Below are 14474 nucleotides of genomic sequence, written 5' to 3'. Positions count from 1 at the left end.
CGCAGAAAAGTTTTTTGCTTGCCAGGCAAGGCACCCAGCGCGAGGTACGGGCGTTCCAACCGTCGCCACGGGCCGCCATTGGGGAAAAACCTTCTGAAGTGACTACTCGGTTTTTGGTATGGTGCAGCTCGTTTTTTAACGGACTGACGTCATGCCCACGGATCGGCACTCAATTTTTGTCAAAGAGTTGCTGTAGAAATGCCCGAACCTATCCCGATCAAGGATCACGAAAAAGAGACGCGCCTGGTCAACAAACGGTTGATTGCCTGTGCTCTATTCGTCTTCGCTATCAGCTGTGCGCTGGTGGTTCGCCTGTACATCCTGCAAGTGGTGGAATACGACTACCACTCCACCATCTCTGAAAACAATCGTGTCCACGTCTTGCCGATCCCGCCGACTCGCGGCCTGATCTATGATCGCAACGGTGTGCTGCTCGCCGATAACCGTCCCAGTTATAACCTGGTCATCACCCGCGAACGCGCCACTGACGTCAATCAGGAGCTGGACGAGGTCATCAATCTTCTGCACTTGCCCGCCGAAGACCGCACCGTTTTCGATAAGGCCATGAAGCAGTCCCGTCATCCATTCACCCCGGTGACGCTGTTCTACGAACTGACGGAAGAACAGATCGCCGTGTTGGCAGTCAACGAATTCCGTCTGCCAGGCCTGGATGTCGAACCGCAGTTCGTTCGTCATTACCCGCTGGGTCCGCACTTCGCGCATTCGATCGGCTACGTTGGTCGGATCAACGAGAAAGAGTCCAAGACGCTGGACTCGGTTGAATACCGTGGCACGCAATCTATCGGCAAAACCGGTATCGAACGCTTCTACGAAGCGCAGCTGCACGGCCACGTTGGGTATGAAGAGGTAGAGACCAACGCCCAGGGCCGAGTGTTGCGGGTGCTCAAACACACCGATCCGGTGCCTGGCAAAAACATCGTGCTAAGCCTCGACGTCAATCTGCAGGAGGCTGCTGAAGCGGCGCTGGGGGATCGACGTGGTTCGGTGGTGGCACTGGATCCGTCCACTGGCGAAGTACTGGCCATGGTCAGCAACCCAAGTTTCGACCCGAACCTGTTCGTCACCGGTATCAGCTCCAAGGAATACTCGGCGCTGCGCGACTCCATCGACCGGCCGCTGTTCAACCGTGTGCTGCGCGGATTGTACGCACCGGGTTCGACCATCAAGCCAGAGGTGGCGATTGCCGGTCTCGATGCTGGCGTGGTCACTCCGCAGACGCGAGTCTTCGACCCGGGTTATTACCAGCTCCCGGATTTCGATCACAAGTACCGCAACTGGAACCACAGCGGCGACGGCTGGGTGGACATGGACGCGGCGATCATGCGGTCCAACGACACCTACTTCTATGATCTGGCGCACAAGCTCGGCATCGATCGCCTGCACGACTACATGGCCATGTTTGGCCTCGGCGAAAAAGTCTCGCTGGACATGTTCGAAGAGTCGCCCGGTTTGATGCCATCGCAGGCCTGGAAACGCGCCACACGCCGTCAGGCGTGGTTCCCCGGCGAAACCGTGATTCTCGGCATCGGTCAGGGCTACATGCAGGTCACGCCGCTGCAGTTGGCCCAGGCCACTGCGCTGATCGCCAACAAGGGGGTATGGAACCGTCCGCACCTGGCCAAGACCGTCGATGGCGTGGCACCGGTCGACGAACATCCAATGCCCAACATCCTGCTGAAGAATCCGCGCGACTGGGATCAGGTCAACCACGGCATGCAGATGGTGATGCACGATGCCCGCGGCATTGCCCGCGCCGCTGCGGCCGGTGCGCAATACCGCATTGCCGGCAAGAGTGGTACTGCGCAAGTGGTGGCGATCAAACAGGGCGAGCGCTACAACCGTGAGAAAACCCTCGAACGCCACCGTGACAACGCCTTATTCGTCGGCTTCGCCCCGGCGGAACACCCGAAGATTGCGATCTCGGTGATGATCGAAAACGGTGAGGCCGGTGGTCGGGTGGCCGGCCCTGTGGTTCGACAGATCATGGACGCCTGGCTACTGGACCAGGACGGCCACCTCAAGCCGCAATACGCCGCGCCAGCCAAGCCACCGGGTGATCCGCACGTGTAACCGGGATCAGTCTCACAGCACCGGCTCACGCAGGTTGAGCCTGTGCTGGAAGCTGTCGAGACAGATGTTTGGGTTGCTGACTATTTGCAGCTGTAACCCTCGGGCATCGTGACGCTGTAGTTGCGTTGCATCCGGTCCTGGAAGTTCAGGTTCTGCAGGCCTTGCTCCACCAGAAACGCTTCGACCTTGGCTGCCTGACAGTCCTCGTTATAAGACGAGGCCCGAAGCAGGTACACCGTGCGTTTACTCGCCTCATCCCGGGCGGTGGCAATGAAGGTACTGAGGGTGGTGTAGCCGATTCGCTCAGAAGTACCCACCGGGCCGTAGGTCGTATTGGGCGTACTGGTGCAGGTCAGTCGGTCATCTTTCTTCTTGCTGTTCTTGCACACCGTCGAAGTGCTGGTCGGCACTTGCCCATAGTCGGTAGCGGTATAGCGGTAAGACACTTGGCGGCTGCCGATATCGAAAGTGATGGTCATTTTGATCGGCGCGTGATTCCGGGGCAGGCTGGTGTCGGTATAGACTTCCTGGAACCCCCTGTCTTTCAGTGCGTTGACCATGTCACGAAGATAGTAGCGGGCATTGAGTGCGTTCTCATCGGTACCGCTTGCCGAGGTCACCAGCACAGGTGCATGTCGGTCGAACTGATAGTCCGGATCAGGTATTGCATTAAGTGCTACGTCTATTTGCGTGGCGCAACCGCCAAGCAACGCTGTGAGCATTAACAGGACGCAGAACAAATAACGGGACATGACAAAGACGCCTTGCAACTAAGGATTGAATAGAAGTTAAACGGTTGAGGTGCGCGATAAATAAATCGCTGTCAGCAAGGCTCAGTCTTTCTGGTATTCCAGCAGATCGCCCGGCTGGCAATCGAGCGCAGCGCAGAGTTTATCGAGGGTGGCCATCTTCACGCCCTTGACCTTGCCATTCTTCAGCAATGACAGGTTGGCCTCGGTGATGCCCAGCAGGGCGGCTAACTCTTTCGAGCGAATTTTTTGCGTGGCCATGACAACGTCAAGGCGGACGATAATGGTCATTATGTTGTTCTATATGTATTGACTTTGCTCATCGCTGAGTACTTTTGCGTCACGCATGATAATTGAAAATATGCAGAGCAATACGCCTTTGATTATCTCGTAGGCAGAAGCGGAAGACAGGCCGATCGAGAACTGAAAAATGCGATCTCCTGGGGGCAGATCTATTGACAACGCCAGGCCCTGCAACGTCTCTACCAGCGGGTAGGTTGCCGGAGAAACGATGCACAGTATGCCCACTCGCCACAGGACCCTGATGTTGCGGCCGGTCCAGGTTTCGCCACGCGACAAGCGCAGGAAAAACAACCCGGTTAGCCATAACGCGTAAGCCGACAGGACAACGGGCAGGAAATCCAGAAAAACGATCAGCGCAGTGACCATTGACGACAGCCAGGTGTCGGGATCAAGCAGCGCTCCCTCGACAAACGGGTCAAGCAATTGCGGAGACCCTTCAGCAAAGGCATAGAGCAGACCCGCCAGCATTTCATCCTTTTTGAAGAACCAGATCGTCGCGTTGCCGCCGACCTCCGTCACCCCCAGAACCCAGACTAGAATCGCTGCCAGCAGCCCGATCCAGTGCATGCGCTGCAGCGCCAATCCGTTGATGTGAGTACTCATGAAAATTCCTGGTTGTTTCAATTGGGTAGCGAATTCTCGATGATAAATTATCGATTAACAATAATTAATTTTGATTTATTGCTCCGGCATCCGATTCTCGGCCGACCCGCGCCCATACGAAAAAGCAGACGGGAAGTATCAAGTTGCCTGAGGGGGGAGATGGCGATCACTACGGCGCAGGTTTTTGTCCGGTAGATTGCGTCAACTGTTCGGACGTCTTCGCGAGCTGGCTCGCTCCTGCATTGGAATGCATTTCAAACTGTGGAAGCGGGCTTGCTCGCGAAGAGGCCCTCGAAACCACTACAAAGTCAGGCCCCCGGCACCGGACAACTCATATCGCCCTCCTGACACTGCAAGTACTGCTTTAGTGCCTCGACCCGCACCTTGGTCAACCCGGTCAGGCAATTGCTGTAAATCAGTGGATAAACACTCCCGCCTTCCACCCCGGACGCCGAAAACTTGCACTCGGCATCACGGAACCCGATCCACGCCCGTTGCGCATTCACCAGTAGCTTCTTGCTATCCGGGTTGTCCTTCAAACGACCGGTGATCTGCTGATATACCGCGTTCAACGCCTTGTCTGCCGCCTTGAATTCCTGCCCGGCACATTGGTTCATCGTGGCTTGATCGCTGGCGTTGGCGCAGTCGACGGCAGCGTGGGCGAGGGGCGTGAACAGGAAGGGTGTCAGGGCCAGGAGCAGGCGTGGGGACATGGGTAGTCTCACTGTGTCGGATGAAGGTACAGAGCAGTTTAGCGGCTGTGGGGCTTCTATTCAGAGATACGTAACCGGGATGCTTCGAGCAGGCGATCTGCGGTAGCCGCTATTTCCTCGCCTTCATGGAGCATTTCCAGCCAGTGGGCAGGAATCGCCCGAACGCCGTAATAGGCCCCGGCCAGTTGACCGACGATAGCGGCAGTGGTGTCGGCATCATCGCCCAGGTTGGCGGCTTGCAGAATCGCCGCGGCGAAACTGTCGGTGTGATGAAAACACCACAGCGCTGCTTCCAACGATTCGACACTGTAGCCGCTTCCGCGAATTTCGCTGACTGACTTGGCCAGGTAGTCGCCTCGAGCAAGCGCGGTGACTTTAGGTTGAGTGAAGGTTGAGAGTGGCAGTCTGCGCAACTCTGCTTTGGAGGCGCCAAGCAGCGCCTTGCCGATCAGTTCGGCAAACAATTGACAGCATTCGATGGCTTCAGGGGCTGCGTGAGTTGTCCGCGAGCTGTCGCTGGCGAACTGACGGATCTGCTGGATATCAGGAAAGTAAAACAGCACCACCGGCGCTAACCGCATCAGTGAACCGTTGCCCGCGGTATACGGGTCGGTTGCCCCGGCAAATGGCTGACCGGAGAGCTGGTACTGCGACAGTGCCTGATTGACGGTCAGGCCAATATCGAAACAATCCCCCGTCGAGCTGAGATATCCCCATTGCCACCAGTTGAGATAGCGTCCCATCTGGTCAGCGGCATCGAATGTATTTTTGTTCAGCAGGCTTTCAGCCAGACACAGCGCCATCGAGGTGTCATCCGTCCATTGCCCTGGCTTCAAGTGGAAGGGGCCGCCACCGACCATGTCCGTCAGCGGTTGGAATGAGCCCCGCGGCTTGAATTCCACGCTGGTGCCCACGGCGTCACCGCAAGCAAGGCCGAGCAGGGCGCCGCGATAACGTTCGGGTAAGGATGGCCGCATGTTTCGTCCTTGTCTGTTTCCATTTCGCTGGAAAAGGTAACAGGTTCACCGGATCGGGTGTGCTCGACACTCGCTCTTCAACGAACAGAAATGCCGCCGAATGTTTCCTTGGTGCTGCATGGGTGCAGCCCTTTGATACAACTTCAGGTTGGACATGTGGTCATACAAGCCTACTGTTCAGAACAGGAGGTGACGTATGAAACCAGTACCCAATAGTTTCGAACGCAAAATCACGCTCAAGGCGCCGCGTTCTTATGTCTGGCGCGCACTGGTCGATGCCGAGGCGTTTGGTCAGTGGTTTGGTGTGGCGCTGGAGGGCAGGCGGTTCATTGCCGGTGAATGGACGCAGGGGCAGGTCACCTATCCCGGTTATGAACACGTGTTGTGGAACGTGCTGGTCGAGCGGGTCGAGCCGCAGCAATTGTTTTCGTTTCGCTGGCACCCATACGCGGTCAACCCGAAAATCGACTATTCCCAGGAGCCGACGACACTGGTGAAGTTCGAGCTGCAGGATTACGAGGGCGGCACGTTGCTCAAGGTGTCCGAATCCGGTTTTGCGCATATACCCGATGTGCGGCAGAAAGAGGCGTATTACATGGACAGCCGTGGCTGGGAGGAACAACTGAGTCGACTGGAACAGTTTCTCGCCGAAAGCGCCAAGACCCGCGATCGTGACGGTGGCTGACAGTGCCAGGTTGCGACCCGCAATGATCTGCAGCACGCCGCCCGAATACTGAAAGTCGCGGCTTGCATGCTTGATGCCTGACCGGCGTAAGGGTTTTCGGAAGGGGTTTTATAGCGAATGTCTTACACGCGATGGTAGCTTTTTCGACTATTGCCGATTGGATCCACGGCGTAATCTACACCCATCAACTGAGACACAGGGAGTGTTTCAGGATCATGGATGATCGACCATTAGCAAGGATCGCTGCCGACATGGAGTCGATAATGGTCTTGGGAAAAACCCGCTTCGGCGGGTTTTTTTTCGTCTGTAGAAAAGTACAAATCCCCTGTAGGAGCTGCCGCAGGCTGCTATCTTTTGATCTTGCTTTTAAAAGCCAAAGTCAAAAGATCGCAGCCTGCGGCAGCTCCTACAGGGAAACGCGGTTTCAGGAGGCAATCAACTGCCGCAACACGTAATGCAGAATCCCGCCGGATTTGAAGTACTCCACCTCATTCAACGTATCGATGCGGCACAGCACCTCGATTTTCTCCTGCCGCCCGTCTTCACGGGTAATCATCAGGGTCAGGTTCATTCGCGGCGTCAGCTCGACACCGGTCAAGCCCTGAATCTCCAGGGTTTCCTTGCCGGTGAGGTTGAGGCTCTTGCGGTTCTGATCGAGTTTGAACTGCAGCGGCAACACGCCCATGCCCACCAGGTTGGAACGGTGAATACGCTCGAAACTTTCGGCGATCACCGCTTTGACCCCCAGCAGATTGGTGCCCTTGGCTGCCCAGTCGCGGCTGGAGCCGGTGCCGTATTCCTGACCGGCAATCACCACCAGCGGCGTACCGTCAGCCTGATAACGCATGGCGGCGTCATAGATCGCCATCTTCTCGCCGCTCGGGATGTAGATCGTGTTGCCACCTTCTTCGCCACCGAGCATTTCGTTGCGGATACGGATGTTGGCAAACGTGCCGCGCATCATCACTTCATGGTTGCCCCGGCGTGAGCCATAAGAATTGAAGTCCCGCGGTTCCACGCCTTTCTCGCGCAGATAGCGCCCGGCCGGACTGTCAGCCTTGATGTTACCGGCAGGGGAGATGTGGTCAGTGGTCACCGAATCGCCGAGCAGCGCCAGGACACGCGCGCCTTTGACGTCAGTGATCACCGGCAATGGGCCGGAAATGTCGTCGAAAAACGGCGGATGCTGGATGTAAGTCGAGTCGTCCTGCCACACATAGGTGGCAGCTTGCGGTACCTGGATCGCCTGCCATTGTTCGTCGCCGGCGAACACCTCGGCGTATTCCTTGTGGAACATCGCGGTGTTGACCTGACTGACCGCGTCGGCGATTTCCTTGCTGCTTGGCCAGATGTCGCGCAGGTACACCGGGTTGCCTTGCTGGTCGTTGCCCAGCGGTTCGCTGCTGATGTCGGTGCGCACGCTGCCAGCCAAGGCGTAAGCGACCACTAGCGGCGGCGAGGCCAGCCAGTTGGTCTTGACCAGCGGATGCACGCGGCCTTCGAAGTTGCGGTTGCCGGACAGCACCGAAGCCACAGTGAGATCGGCTGTCTGAATGGCTTTCTCGATCGGCTCCGGCAATGGCCCGGAGTTGCCGATGCACGTCGTACAGCCATAGCCGACCAGCGAAAACCCGAGTTGATCGAGGTATTGCGTCAGCCCGGCAGCCTTGTAGTAGTCGGTGACCACTTTCGAGCCGGGTGCCAGCGAACTCTTGACCCACGGCTTGCGCGTAAGGCCTTTCTCCACGGCTTTTTTTGCCAGCAGACCGGCCGCCATCATCACGCTCGGGTTGGAGGTGTTGGTGCAGGACGTGATCGCGGCGATCACCACCGCGCCGTTTTTCAGGCGATAGGTGTGGCCTTCGTGTTCGTATTCGGTTTCGCCGACCAGGTCGGCGTTGCCCACTGCCACGCCACCACCACCCTCGCTTTCCAGGCGACCTTCTTCTTTACTGGTGGGCTTGAATTGCAGGTCCATGAAATCACTGAAAGCCTGCGCGACGTTCGGTAGCGAGACCCGGTCCTGCGGGCGCTTCGGCCCGGCCAGACTGGCTTCGACGCTGCCCATGTCCAGCGCCAGACTGTCGGTGAACACCGGTTCCTGACCGGGCAGGCGCCACAGGCCCTGGGCCTTGGTGTAGGCCTCGACCAGTTTCACCACTTCCGTCGGGCGACCTGACAGACGAAGGTATTCCAGGGTCACGTCATCGACCGGGAAGAAACCGCAGGTCGCGCCGTATTCCGGGGCCATGTTGGCGATGGTCGCGCGGTCGGCCAGCGGCAGGTCGGCGAGGCCGTCACCGTAGAACTCGACGAATTTGCCGACCACGCCTTTCTTGCGCAGCATCTGCGTGACGGTCAACACCAGGTCGGTGGCGGTGATGCCTTCCTTGAGCTTGCCTGTCAGTTTGAAACCGATCACTTCCGGGATCAGCATCGACACCGGTTGGCCGAGCATCGCCGCTTCCGCCTCGATCCCGCCAACACCCCAGCCGAGTACGCCGAGGCCGTTGATCATGGTGGTGTGGGAGTCGGTGCCGACCAGGGTGTCGGGGAATGCGTAGGTGCGACCGTCCTCATCCTTGGTCCACACCGTGCGTCCGAGGTATTCGAGGTTGACCTGGTGGCAGATCCCGGTGCCCGGTGGCACCACGCTGAAGTTGTCGAAGGCGCTCTGGCCCCAGCGCAGGAACGCATAACGTTCGCCGTTGCGCTGCATTTCGATGTCGACGTTCTGTTCGAAAGCGCTGGCGGTGGCGAATTTGTCGACCATCACCGAGTGGTCGATCACCAGATCCACCGGCGACAGCGGGTTGATTCGCTGCGGATCACCGCCGGCCTTGGCCATGGCAGCGCGCATCGCGGCGAGGTCGACCACGGCGGGTACGCCGGTAAAGTCTTGCATCAATACGCGGGCCGGGCGGTACTGGATTTCCCGGTCGGAGCGGCGCTCCTTGAGCCAGGCGGCGATGGCCTTGAGGTCGGCGCCGGTGACAGTTTTTTCATCTTCCCAGCGCAGCAGGTTTTCCAGCAGGACTTTCAGCGACATCGGCAACTGGTCGATATTGCCTAGGCTTTTCGCGGCATCCGGCAGGCTGAAATAGTGGTAGGTCTTGTCGTCGATTTGCAGTGTTTTAAGGGTCTTCAGACTATCGAGGGACGGCATTACGATCACTCCTTTGAATCCGCACGGCTACGGATTGAGGGGACGGGAAGAGCTATCAACGTAGCCCTGTTTTCAGTAGCTGGCTAATAACTGGACTCTATGAAGAGAACCAAGGTTCCGACATCGGCTATCATGCGCCGGTTTTCGTGACAGGCTTTGCTTCACCGCAAGGCTTGAGCATCGCGCAGGGGCCGAATATCCGCCCTCTGCCCAGGAGTAAGAATGAACACCCTATTCATGCATTGCCGGCCAGGTTTCGAAGGCGAAGTCTGTTCGGAGATTTCCGACCTCGCCGCCCAGTTGAACGTCGCCGGTTACGCCAAGGCCAAAGCGGCCACTGCGTACGCGGAGTTTGTCTGCACCGAAGCAGACGGCGCCGAGCGCCTGATGCGCGGCCAGCGTTTCGCCGAACTGATTTTCCCGCGGCAATGGGCGCGTGGGATTTTCATCGATCTGCCGGAAAACGACCGCATCAGCGTGATCCTCGCGCACATGGCCGATTTTCCGGTGTTCGGCAGCCTGTGGCTGGAAGTCGTCGACACCAACGACGGCAAGGAACTGTCGAACTTCTGCAAGAAATTCGAAGGCCCGCTTCGCAAGGCGCTGACCGCTGCCGGCAAACTGGTGGAGGACGCCAGCAAGCCGCGTCTGTTGCTGACCTTCAAAAGTGGCCGCGAAGTGTTCCTCGGCATGGCTGATGCCGGTAACTCGGCGATGTGGCCAATGGGCATTCCGCGTTTGAAGTTTCCCCGTGAGGCACCCAGTCGCTCGACGTTGAAACTGGAAGAGGCCTGGCACCACTTCATCCCGCGTGATCAGTGGGACGAGCGCCTGCACAGCGACATGACCGGTGTCGACCTCGGCGCGGCACCGGGCGGTTGGACCTGGCAACTGGTCAACCGCGGCATGCTGGTGACTGCCATCGACAACGGCCCGATGGCTGAAAGCCTGATGGACACCGGGCTGGTGCAGCACTTGATGGCTGACGGTTTCACCTTCAAGCCCAAGCAGCCGGTGGACTGGATGGTCTGCGACATCGTCGAGAAACCGGCGCGTAATGCGGCGATGCTCGAAGAATGGATCGGTGAGGGCCATTGCCGGGAGGCGGTGGTCAACCTCAAGCTGCCGATGAAGCAGCGCTATGCCGAAGTGAAGCGCTTGCTCGAACGTATCGCCGATGGCTTCAAGGCCCGTGGGATCAAGGTCGATATTGGCTGCAAGCAGCTGTATCACGACCGCGAGGAAGTGACGTGCCATCTGCGTCGGCATGACATCAAGAAAGCCAAATCCCGCTAACACCGCAGATCTCTGCAGGAGCTGCCGAAGGCTGCGATCTTTTGATCTTCTAAAAGCAAAGATCGCAGCCTGCGGCAGCTCCTACAGGAGGTGTGGCGTAACGCCACAGATGACCGAACACCCGGCAATGCGCGACAATGCCGGCCAGTTTCAGGAGTGAATCATGAGTGAAATGATCGATACCCCGGTCGACGGCACCCTCGACGCCACCGGCCTCAATTGCCCGGAGCCGGTGATGATGCTGCACCAGCACATTCGTGACCTGGTGCCTGGCGGTCTGCTCAAGGTGATTGCCACCGATCCCTCGACCCGTCGCGACATTCCCAAGTTCTGTGTGTTTCTCGACCACGAACTGGTAGGGCAACACGAAGAGGCCGGTACTTATCTGTACTGGATCCGCAAGAAGCACGCGTAACAGCCGCTACACATAAAACTACTGTGGGAGCGAGCCTGCTCGCGAAAGCGGTATGTCAGTCACTATTAATGGCGACTGATACACCGCATTCGCAAGCAGGCTCGCTCCCACATTGGGTTTTGCGTTAAGGGCCTAGCCCATCGAACGACTGATACGAATACGCTTGCGCGCACTGCGAGTCAGGCGGATCGACAGCATCAGTGCCGCACAGCTCAGGCCGACGATCAGGCCTTGCCACAAGCCGCTTGGGCCACGCGGCTCGCCGAGCCAATCGGTCAGGCCGAGGGCGTAACCCACCGGCAGGCCGATGCCCCAGTAGGCGAACAGGGTCAGGATCATCGTTACCCGGGTGTCCTGATAACCGCGCAGGGCACCGGCAGCGGTCACCTGGATCGCGTCGGAAAACTGGAACAGCGCCGAGTACACAATCAGCATTGCCGCGATGTGGATCACCGTTGGGTCGGCGGTGTAGATCGACGCGATCGGCTCGCGCAGCAACAGCATCATGCTCGCCGACAGACAGGCGTAGGCCAAAGCGGTGCCCATGCCGACGCCGGCGGCAAAGCGCGCCTCACGCGGTTCTTCGCGCCCCAGGGCCTGGCCGACACGCACGGTCACCGCCATGCCCAGCGAATACGGAATCATGAACACCAGCGAACTGACGTTCAGCGCGATCTGATGCCCGGCCACAACGGTGGCGCCGAGGCTACCGATCAGCAGGGCGATCACGGCGAAGATGCTCGACTCGGCAAACACCGCGATGCCGATCGGCAGACCGATTGCCAGCAGCCGCTTGATCACCGCCCATTGCGGCCAGTCGAAGCGGCTGAAGATCTCACTCGAGCGATACGCCGGCGCCCAGCGCTCCCAACCCGCCAGACCCAGCGCCATGACCCACATCACGATGGCCGTGGCCCAGCCGCAGCCGACGCCACCCATGGCCGGCACGCCGAAGTGGCCATAAATGAAGATGTAGTTCAGCGGAATGTTCAGCGCCAGACCGCACAGGCCCAGCACCATCGCCGGGCGGGTGCGGCCGATGCCGTCACTGGTGCAGCGCAGCACATGGTAGAACGCCACCGCTGGCAGGCCACTGGCAATGCCATGCAGGTACTGCATGCACGGGCCGATCAGCTCGGGATCGACTTTCATCAGGTGCAGCACCGGCTCGGCGGCGAGCAGCATCGACGTCGCGATCAGGCCGACCACCAATGCCAGCCACAACGCCTGACGGACGATCGGGCCGATCTCGCTGTGGGTGCCGGCGCCGAACCGCTGGGCGACTTTCGGTGTGGTGGCGAGCAGGGTGCCGGTCATCAGCAGAAACACCGGCACCCAGATCGAGTTGCCCAGTGCCACGGCGGCCAAATCCTTTGGCCCGACGCGGCCGGCCATCACCGCATCGACGAAGCCCATGGCCGTGGTCGCCAGTTGCGCGATGATGATCGGCAACGCCAGGGCGAGCAGGTTCTTGAACTCCAGACGAATCCGCGCGGGGCGGGTGAGGGAGGCGGCGACAGGTTGTTCAGTTGCAGAATTCACAGGCAAAGCGTCCACAGGTGTTGATGCGCAAGGCGCCGCATTCTACGCCGCTGACGTGACAGTCAGGAAAAATCCTCTGTTGCGGATTTGTAATCATCCGTGCCATCCACTGTGGCGAGGGAGCTTGCTCCCGCTGGGGTGCGAAGCGCCCCCGAAACCATTCGGCGTGGTGGAGCAGGAAATCCCGATTGCAGACTTTCCGCCTGCTGCGCAGTCCAGCGTGAGCAAGCTCCCTCGCCACAGTGCAGTCTGCGCTGGCCCAACGGTGGATCTGCACCTAAACTGCCGATCCGCCAAAGGAGCCCGCCATGCTGATTGTTGCCGACGAAAATATCCCGCTGCTCGATGCTTTTTTTGCCGGTTTCGGCGAGATCCGCCGGGTGCCGGGTCGTTCCATCGACCGTGCGACGGTCGAACAGGCCGATGTGTTGCTGGTGCGCTCGGTAACCAACGTCAACCGGGCGTTGCTGGAAGGCAGCCGGGTGCGTTTCGTGGGCACGTGCACCATCGGCACCGATCATCTGGATCTCGATTATTTCGCCGAGGCGGGGATCACCTGGTCCAGCGCGCCTGGCTGCAACGCCCGGGGTGTGGTCGATTACGTGCTCGGCAGCCTGATGACCCTCGCCGAAATCGAAGGCGTCGATCTGACGCAACGCACCTATGGTGTGGTTGGCGCCGGTGAAGTCGGTGGACGGCTGATCAAGGTACTCAAAGGCTTGGGCTGGAACGTGAAAGTCTGCGATCCGCCGCGTCAGGTGGCCGAGGGCGGCGACTATGTCAGCCTGGAGCAGATCATCGAACAGTGCGACGTGATCAGCCTGCACACCCCGCTGACCCGCAGCGGTGACGGCGCGACCTGGCACCTGTTCGATCAGCAGCGTCTGGAGCAACTCAAGCCCGGCGCCTGGTTGATCAATGCCGCGCGTGGGCCGGTGGTGGATAACGCCGCGCTGCGCGAAGTGCTGCTGGAACGTGAAGACCTGCAAGCCGTACTCGACGTCTGGGAGGCCGAGCCTGAGGTCGATGTGGCGCTGGCCGAACTCTGCGTGCTGGCGACACCGCACATTGCCGGCTACAGCCTCGATGGCAAACAACGCGGGACAGCACAGATCTATCAGGCGTACTGCGAGTTCATCGGCCAGCCGGCGAGCATCCAGCTTAGTGACTTGCTGCCGGCACCGTGGCTGTCACAAGTGACCCTGCACGCCGATAGCGATCCGGCTTGGGCGCTGGCGATGTTGTGCCGTGGGGTGTATGACCCGCGCCGCGACGATGCGGATTTTCGCCGCAGTCTTGTAGGCAATGTCGGTGAACAGCGTGCGGCGTTCGATGTGTTGCGCAAACAGTATCCGGTGCGACGCGAGATCGAGGGGCTGAAGGTGCGAATCGAAGGGGACTCGCCACAGTTGCAACAGATTGTGGCGGCGCTGGGGGCGGTGGCGGTCTAGAAAACACGTAGGTTCTGTTTCATACCCTGTAGGAGCTGCCGAAGGCTGCGATCTTTTGCTCTTTTGCTTCAAAAGATCGCAGCCTCGTTTCACTCGACAGCTCCTACAGGGGTAGGTGAAATGCCAGGCAGAAAAAACCCGGCCAAAGGGGGCCGGGTCAGGAAGACGGTGGCTATATCACTTTTGTTCGGCAGGCTTGACCAATCGTTTCTCCAGTTCGCGGCAGGCGTCCTGGATCATGTCTTCAGTGATCGGTACTTCACGCCCATCCTTGTCAATAATGGAGCATCCCAGAGGTTGGCCGGGCTTGGTGCGGATCACTTGAATCTTGTCTTCGCTGCTGTGTTGCAAGGACATGGCCTGTCTCCTCATCAGGTTGTGCACGTAGATTAAAACCGCCACGTGACCAGGCTGTGACATCACCCTTGGGTCTGTCAAAAGCGGCACCTCCACTCCAACAGAAATGACCGCTCGTCTCAACCG

The 14474-nt window shown here is 59.1% G+C and carries 13 protein-coding genes; 5 read left to right on the top strand and 8 right to left on the bottom strand.

Annotated elements, in window-relative coordinates; translation table 11 throughout:
* Positions 1 to 198 precede the first annotated feature (198 nt).
* Positions 199 to 2091 (top strand): penicillin-binding protein 2, encoded by a 1893-nt coding sequence (gene mrdA / locus NN484_RS18450; RefSeq protein ID WP_215502412.1) that lies wholly within the window; start codon positions 199 to 201, stop codon positions 2089 to 2091.
* 80 nt (positions 2092 to 2171) lie between these two features.
* Here the strand turns inward: mrdA and NN484_RS18445 are convergent, their stop codons facing one another.
* From NN484_RS18445 to NN484_RS18425, 5 genes are all read right to left on the bottom strand, one after another.
* Positions 2172 to 2843, bottom strand: coding sequence for a hypothetical protein (locus tag NN484_RS18445; RefSeq protein WP_215502413.1), 672 nt, complete (start codon positions 2841 to 2843; stop codon positions 2172 to 2174).
* 81 nt (positions 2844 to 2924) lie between these two features.
* Positions 2925 to 3131, bottom strand: coding sequence for a helix-turn-helix domain-containing protein (locus NN484_RS18440; RefSeq protein WP_003226632.1), 207 nt, complete (start codon positions 3129 to 3131; stop codon positions 2925 to 2927).
* Between the two features lie 9 nt (positions 3132 to 3140).
* A complete protein-coding gene (locus tag NN484_RS18435; RefSeq protein ID WP_215502414.1) occupies positions 3141 to 3746 on the bottom strand; it encodes a hypothetical protein in 606 nt (201 codons plus the stop codon).
* A gap of 308 nt (positions 3747 to 4054) precedes the next feature.
* Complete coding sequence (locus NN484_RS18430) at positions 4055 to 4459, bottom strand: lysozyme inhibitor LprI family protein (RefSeq protein WP_127650214.1); 405 nt, start codon at positions 4457 to 4459, stop codon at positions 4055 to 4057.
* Between the two features lie 56 nt (positions 4460 to 4515).
* The gene (locus NN484_RS18425; RefSeq protein WP_215502416.1) at positions 4516 to 5436 is read right to left on the bottom strand and encodes an ADP-ribosylglycohydrolase family protein; all 921 of its coding nucleotides are present in this window, start codon (positions 5434 to 5436) and stop codon (positions 4516 to 4518) included.
* Positions 5437 to 5632: 196 nt separating this feature from the next.
* On the opposite strand from NN484_RS18425, the gene NN484_RS18420 reads away from it, so the two are divergent.
* Positions 5633 to 6121 carry an SRPBCC family protein gene (locus tag NN484_RS18420; protein WP_215502417.1) on the top strand — a complete coding sequence of 163 codons (489 nt, stop codon included), beginning with the start codon at positions 5633 to 5635 and terminating at the stop codon, positions 6119 to 6121.
* A gap of 424 nt (positions 6122 to 6545) precedes the next feature.
* Here NN484_RS18420 and acnA read toward each other — a convergent pair whose 3' ends face one another.
* Positions 6546 to 9287 carry an aconitate hydratase AcnA gene (gene acnA, locus NN484_RS18415; RefSeq protein ID WP_215502418.1) on the bottom strand — a complete coding sequence of 914 codons (2742 nt, stop codon included), beginning with the start codon at positions 9285 to 9287 and terminating at the stop codon, positions 6546 to 6548.
* Positions 9288 to 9509: 222 nt separating this feature from the next.
* On the opposite strand from acnA, the gene rlmM reads away from it, so the two are divergent.
* Positions 9510 to 10583, top strand: coding sequence for a 23S rRNA (cytidine(2498)-2'-O)-methyltransferase RlmM (rlmM, locus tag NN484_RS18410; protein WP_025111043.1), 1074 nt, complete (start codon positions 9510 to 9512; stop codon positions 10581 to 10583).
* 163 nt (positions 10584 to 10746) lie between these two features.
* On the top strand, positions 10747 to 10998 hold the full coding sequence (tusA, locus tag NN484_RS18405) for a sulfurtransferase TusA (protein WP_025111044.1): 252 nt from the start codon (positions 10747 to 10749) through the stop codon (positions 10996 to 10998).
* A gap of 132 nt (positions 10999 to 11130) precedes the next feature.
* On the opposite strand, the gene NN484_RS18400 is transcribed toward tusA, so the two are convergent.
* Entirely contained in the window at positions 11131 to 12540 is a 1410-nt protein-coding gene (locus tag NN484_RS18400; RefSeq protein WP_215502419.1) for an MATE family efflux transporter, read from the bottom strand.
* 308 nt (positions 12541 to 12848) lie between these two features.
* Here NN484_RS18400 and pdxB point away from each other — a divergent pair, with 308 nt between their 5' ends.
* Positions 12849 to 13991 (top strand): 4-phosphoerythronate dehydrogenase PdxB, encoded by a 1143-nt coding sequence (gene pdxB / locus NN484_RS18395; protein WP_215502420.1) that lies wholly within the window; start codon positions 12849 to 12851, stop codon positions 13989 to 13991.
* Between the two features lie 177 nt (positions 13992 to 14168).
* On the opposite strand, the gene NN484_RS18390 is transcribed toward pdxB, so the two are convergent.
* Positions 14169 to 14348 carry a PA1571 family protein gene (locus NN484_RS18390; protein ID WP_025111047.1) on the bottom strand — a complete coding sequence of 60 codons (180 nt, stop codon included), beginning with the start codon at positions 14346 to 14348 and terminating at the stop codon, positions 14169 to 14171.
* Positions 14349 to 14474 lie beyond the last annotated feature (126 nt).

Source organism: Pseudomonas serboccidentalis, from assembly GCF_028830055.1.
Lineage (GTDB): Bacteria > Pseudomonadota > Gammaproteobacteria > Pseudomonadales > Pseudomonadaceae > Aquipseudomonas > Aquipseudomonas serboccidentalis.
The sequence above is the reverse complement of the archived record's forward strand: the minus strand, read 5'-3'. Positions and strand labels throughout refer to the sequence as shown.

Excerpts from the sequence above, each read along its gene's own strand:
- pdxB (WP_215502420.1), top strand. The coding sequence starts at position 12,849 with ATGCTGATTGTTGCCGACGAAAATATCCCGCTGCTCGATGCTTTTTTT.
- mrdA (WP_215502412.1), top strand. The coding sequence starts at position 199 with ATGCCCGAACCTATCCCGATCAAGGATCACGAAAAAGAGACGCGCCTG.
- NN484_RS18420 (WP_215502417.1), top strand. The coding sequence starts at position 5,633 with ATGAAACCAGTACCCAATAGTTTCGAACGCAAAATCACGCTCAAGGCG.
- acnA (WP_215502418.1), bottom strand. The coding sequence starts at position 9,287 with ATGCCGTCCCTCGATAGTCTGAAGACCCTTAAAACACTGCAAATCGAC.
- NN484_RS18430 (WP_127650214.1), bottom strand. The coding sequence starts at position 4,459 with ATGTCCCCACGCCTGCTCCTGGCCCTGACACCCTTCCTGTTCACGCCC.
- NN484_RS18390 (WP_025111047.1), bottom strand. The coding sequence starts at position 14,348 with ATGTCCTTGCAACACAGCAGCGAAGACAAGATTCAAGTGATCCGCACC.
- NN484_RS18425 (WP_215502416.1), bottom strand. The coding sequence starts at position 5,436 with ATGCGGCCATCCTTACCCGAACGTTATCGCGGCGCCCTGCTCGGCCTT.
- tusA (WP_025111044.1), top strand. The coding sequence starts at position 10,747 with ATGAGTGAAATGATCGATACCCCGGTCGACGGCACCCTCGACGCCACC.
- NN484_RS18445 (WP_215502413.1), bottom strand. The coding sequence starts at position 2,843 with ATGTCCCGTTATTTGTTCTGCGTCCTGTTAATGCTCACAGCGTTGCTT.
- NN484_RS18435 (WP_215502414.1), bottom strand. The coding sequence starts at position 3,746 with ATGAGTACTCACATCAACGGATTGGCGCTGCAGCGCATGCACTGGATC.
- NN484_RS18440 (WP_003226632.1), bottom strand. The coding sequence starts at position 3,131 with ATGACCATTATCGTCCGCCTTGACGTTGTCATGGCCACGCAAAAAATT.
- rlmM (WP_025111043.1), top strand. The coding sequence starts at position 9,510 with ATGAACACCCTATTCATGCATTGCCGGCCAGGTTTCGAAGGCGAAGTC.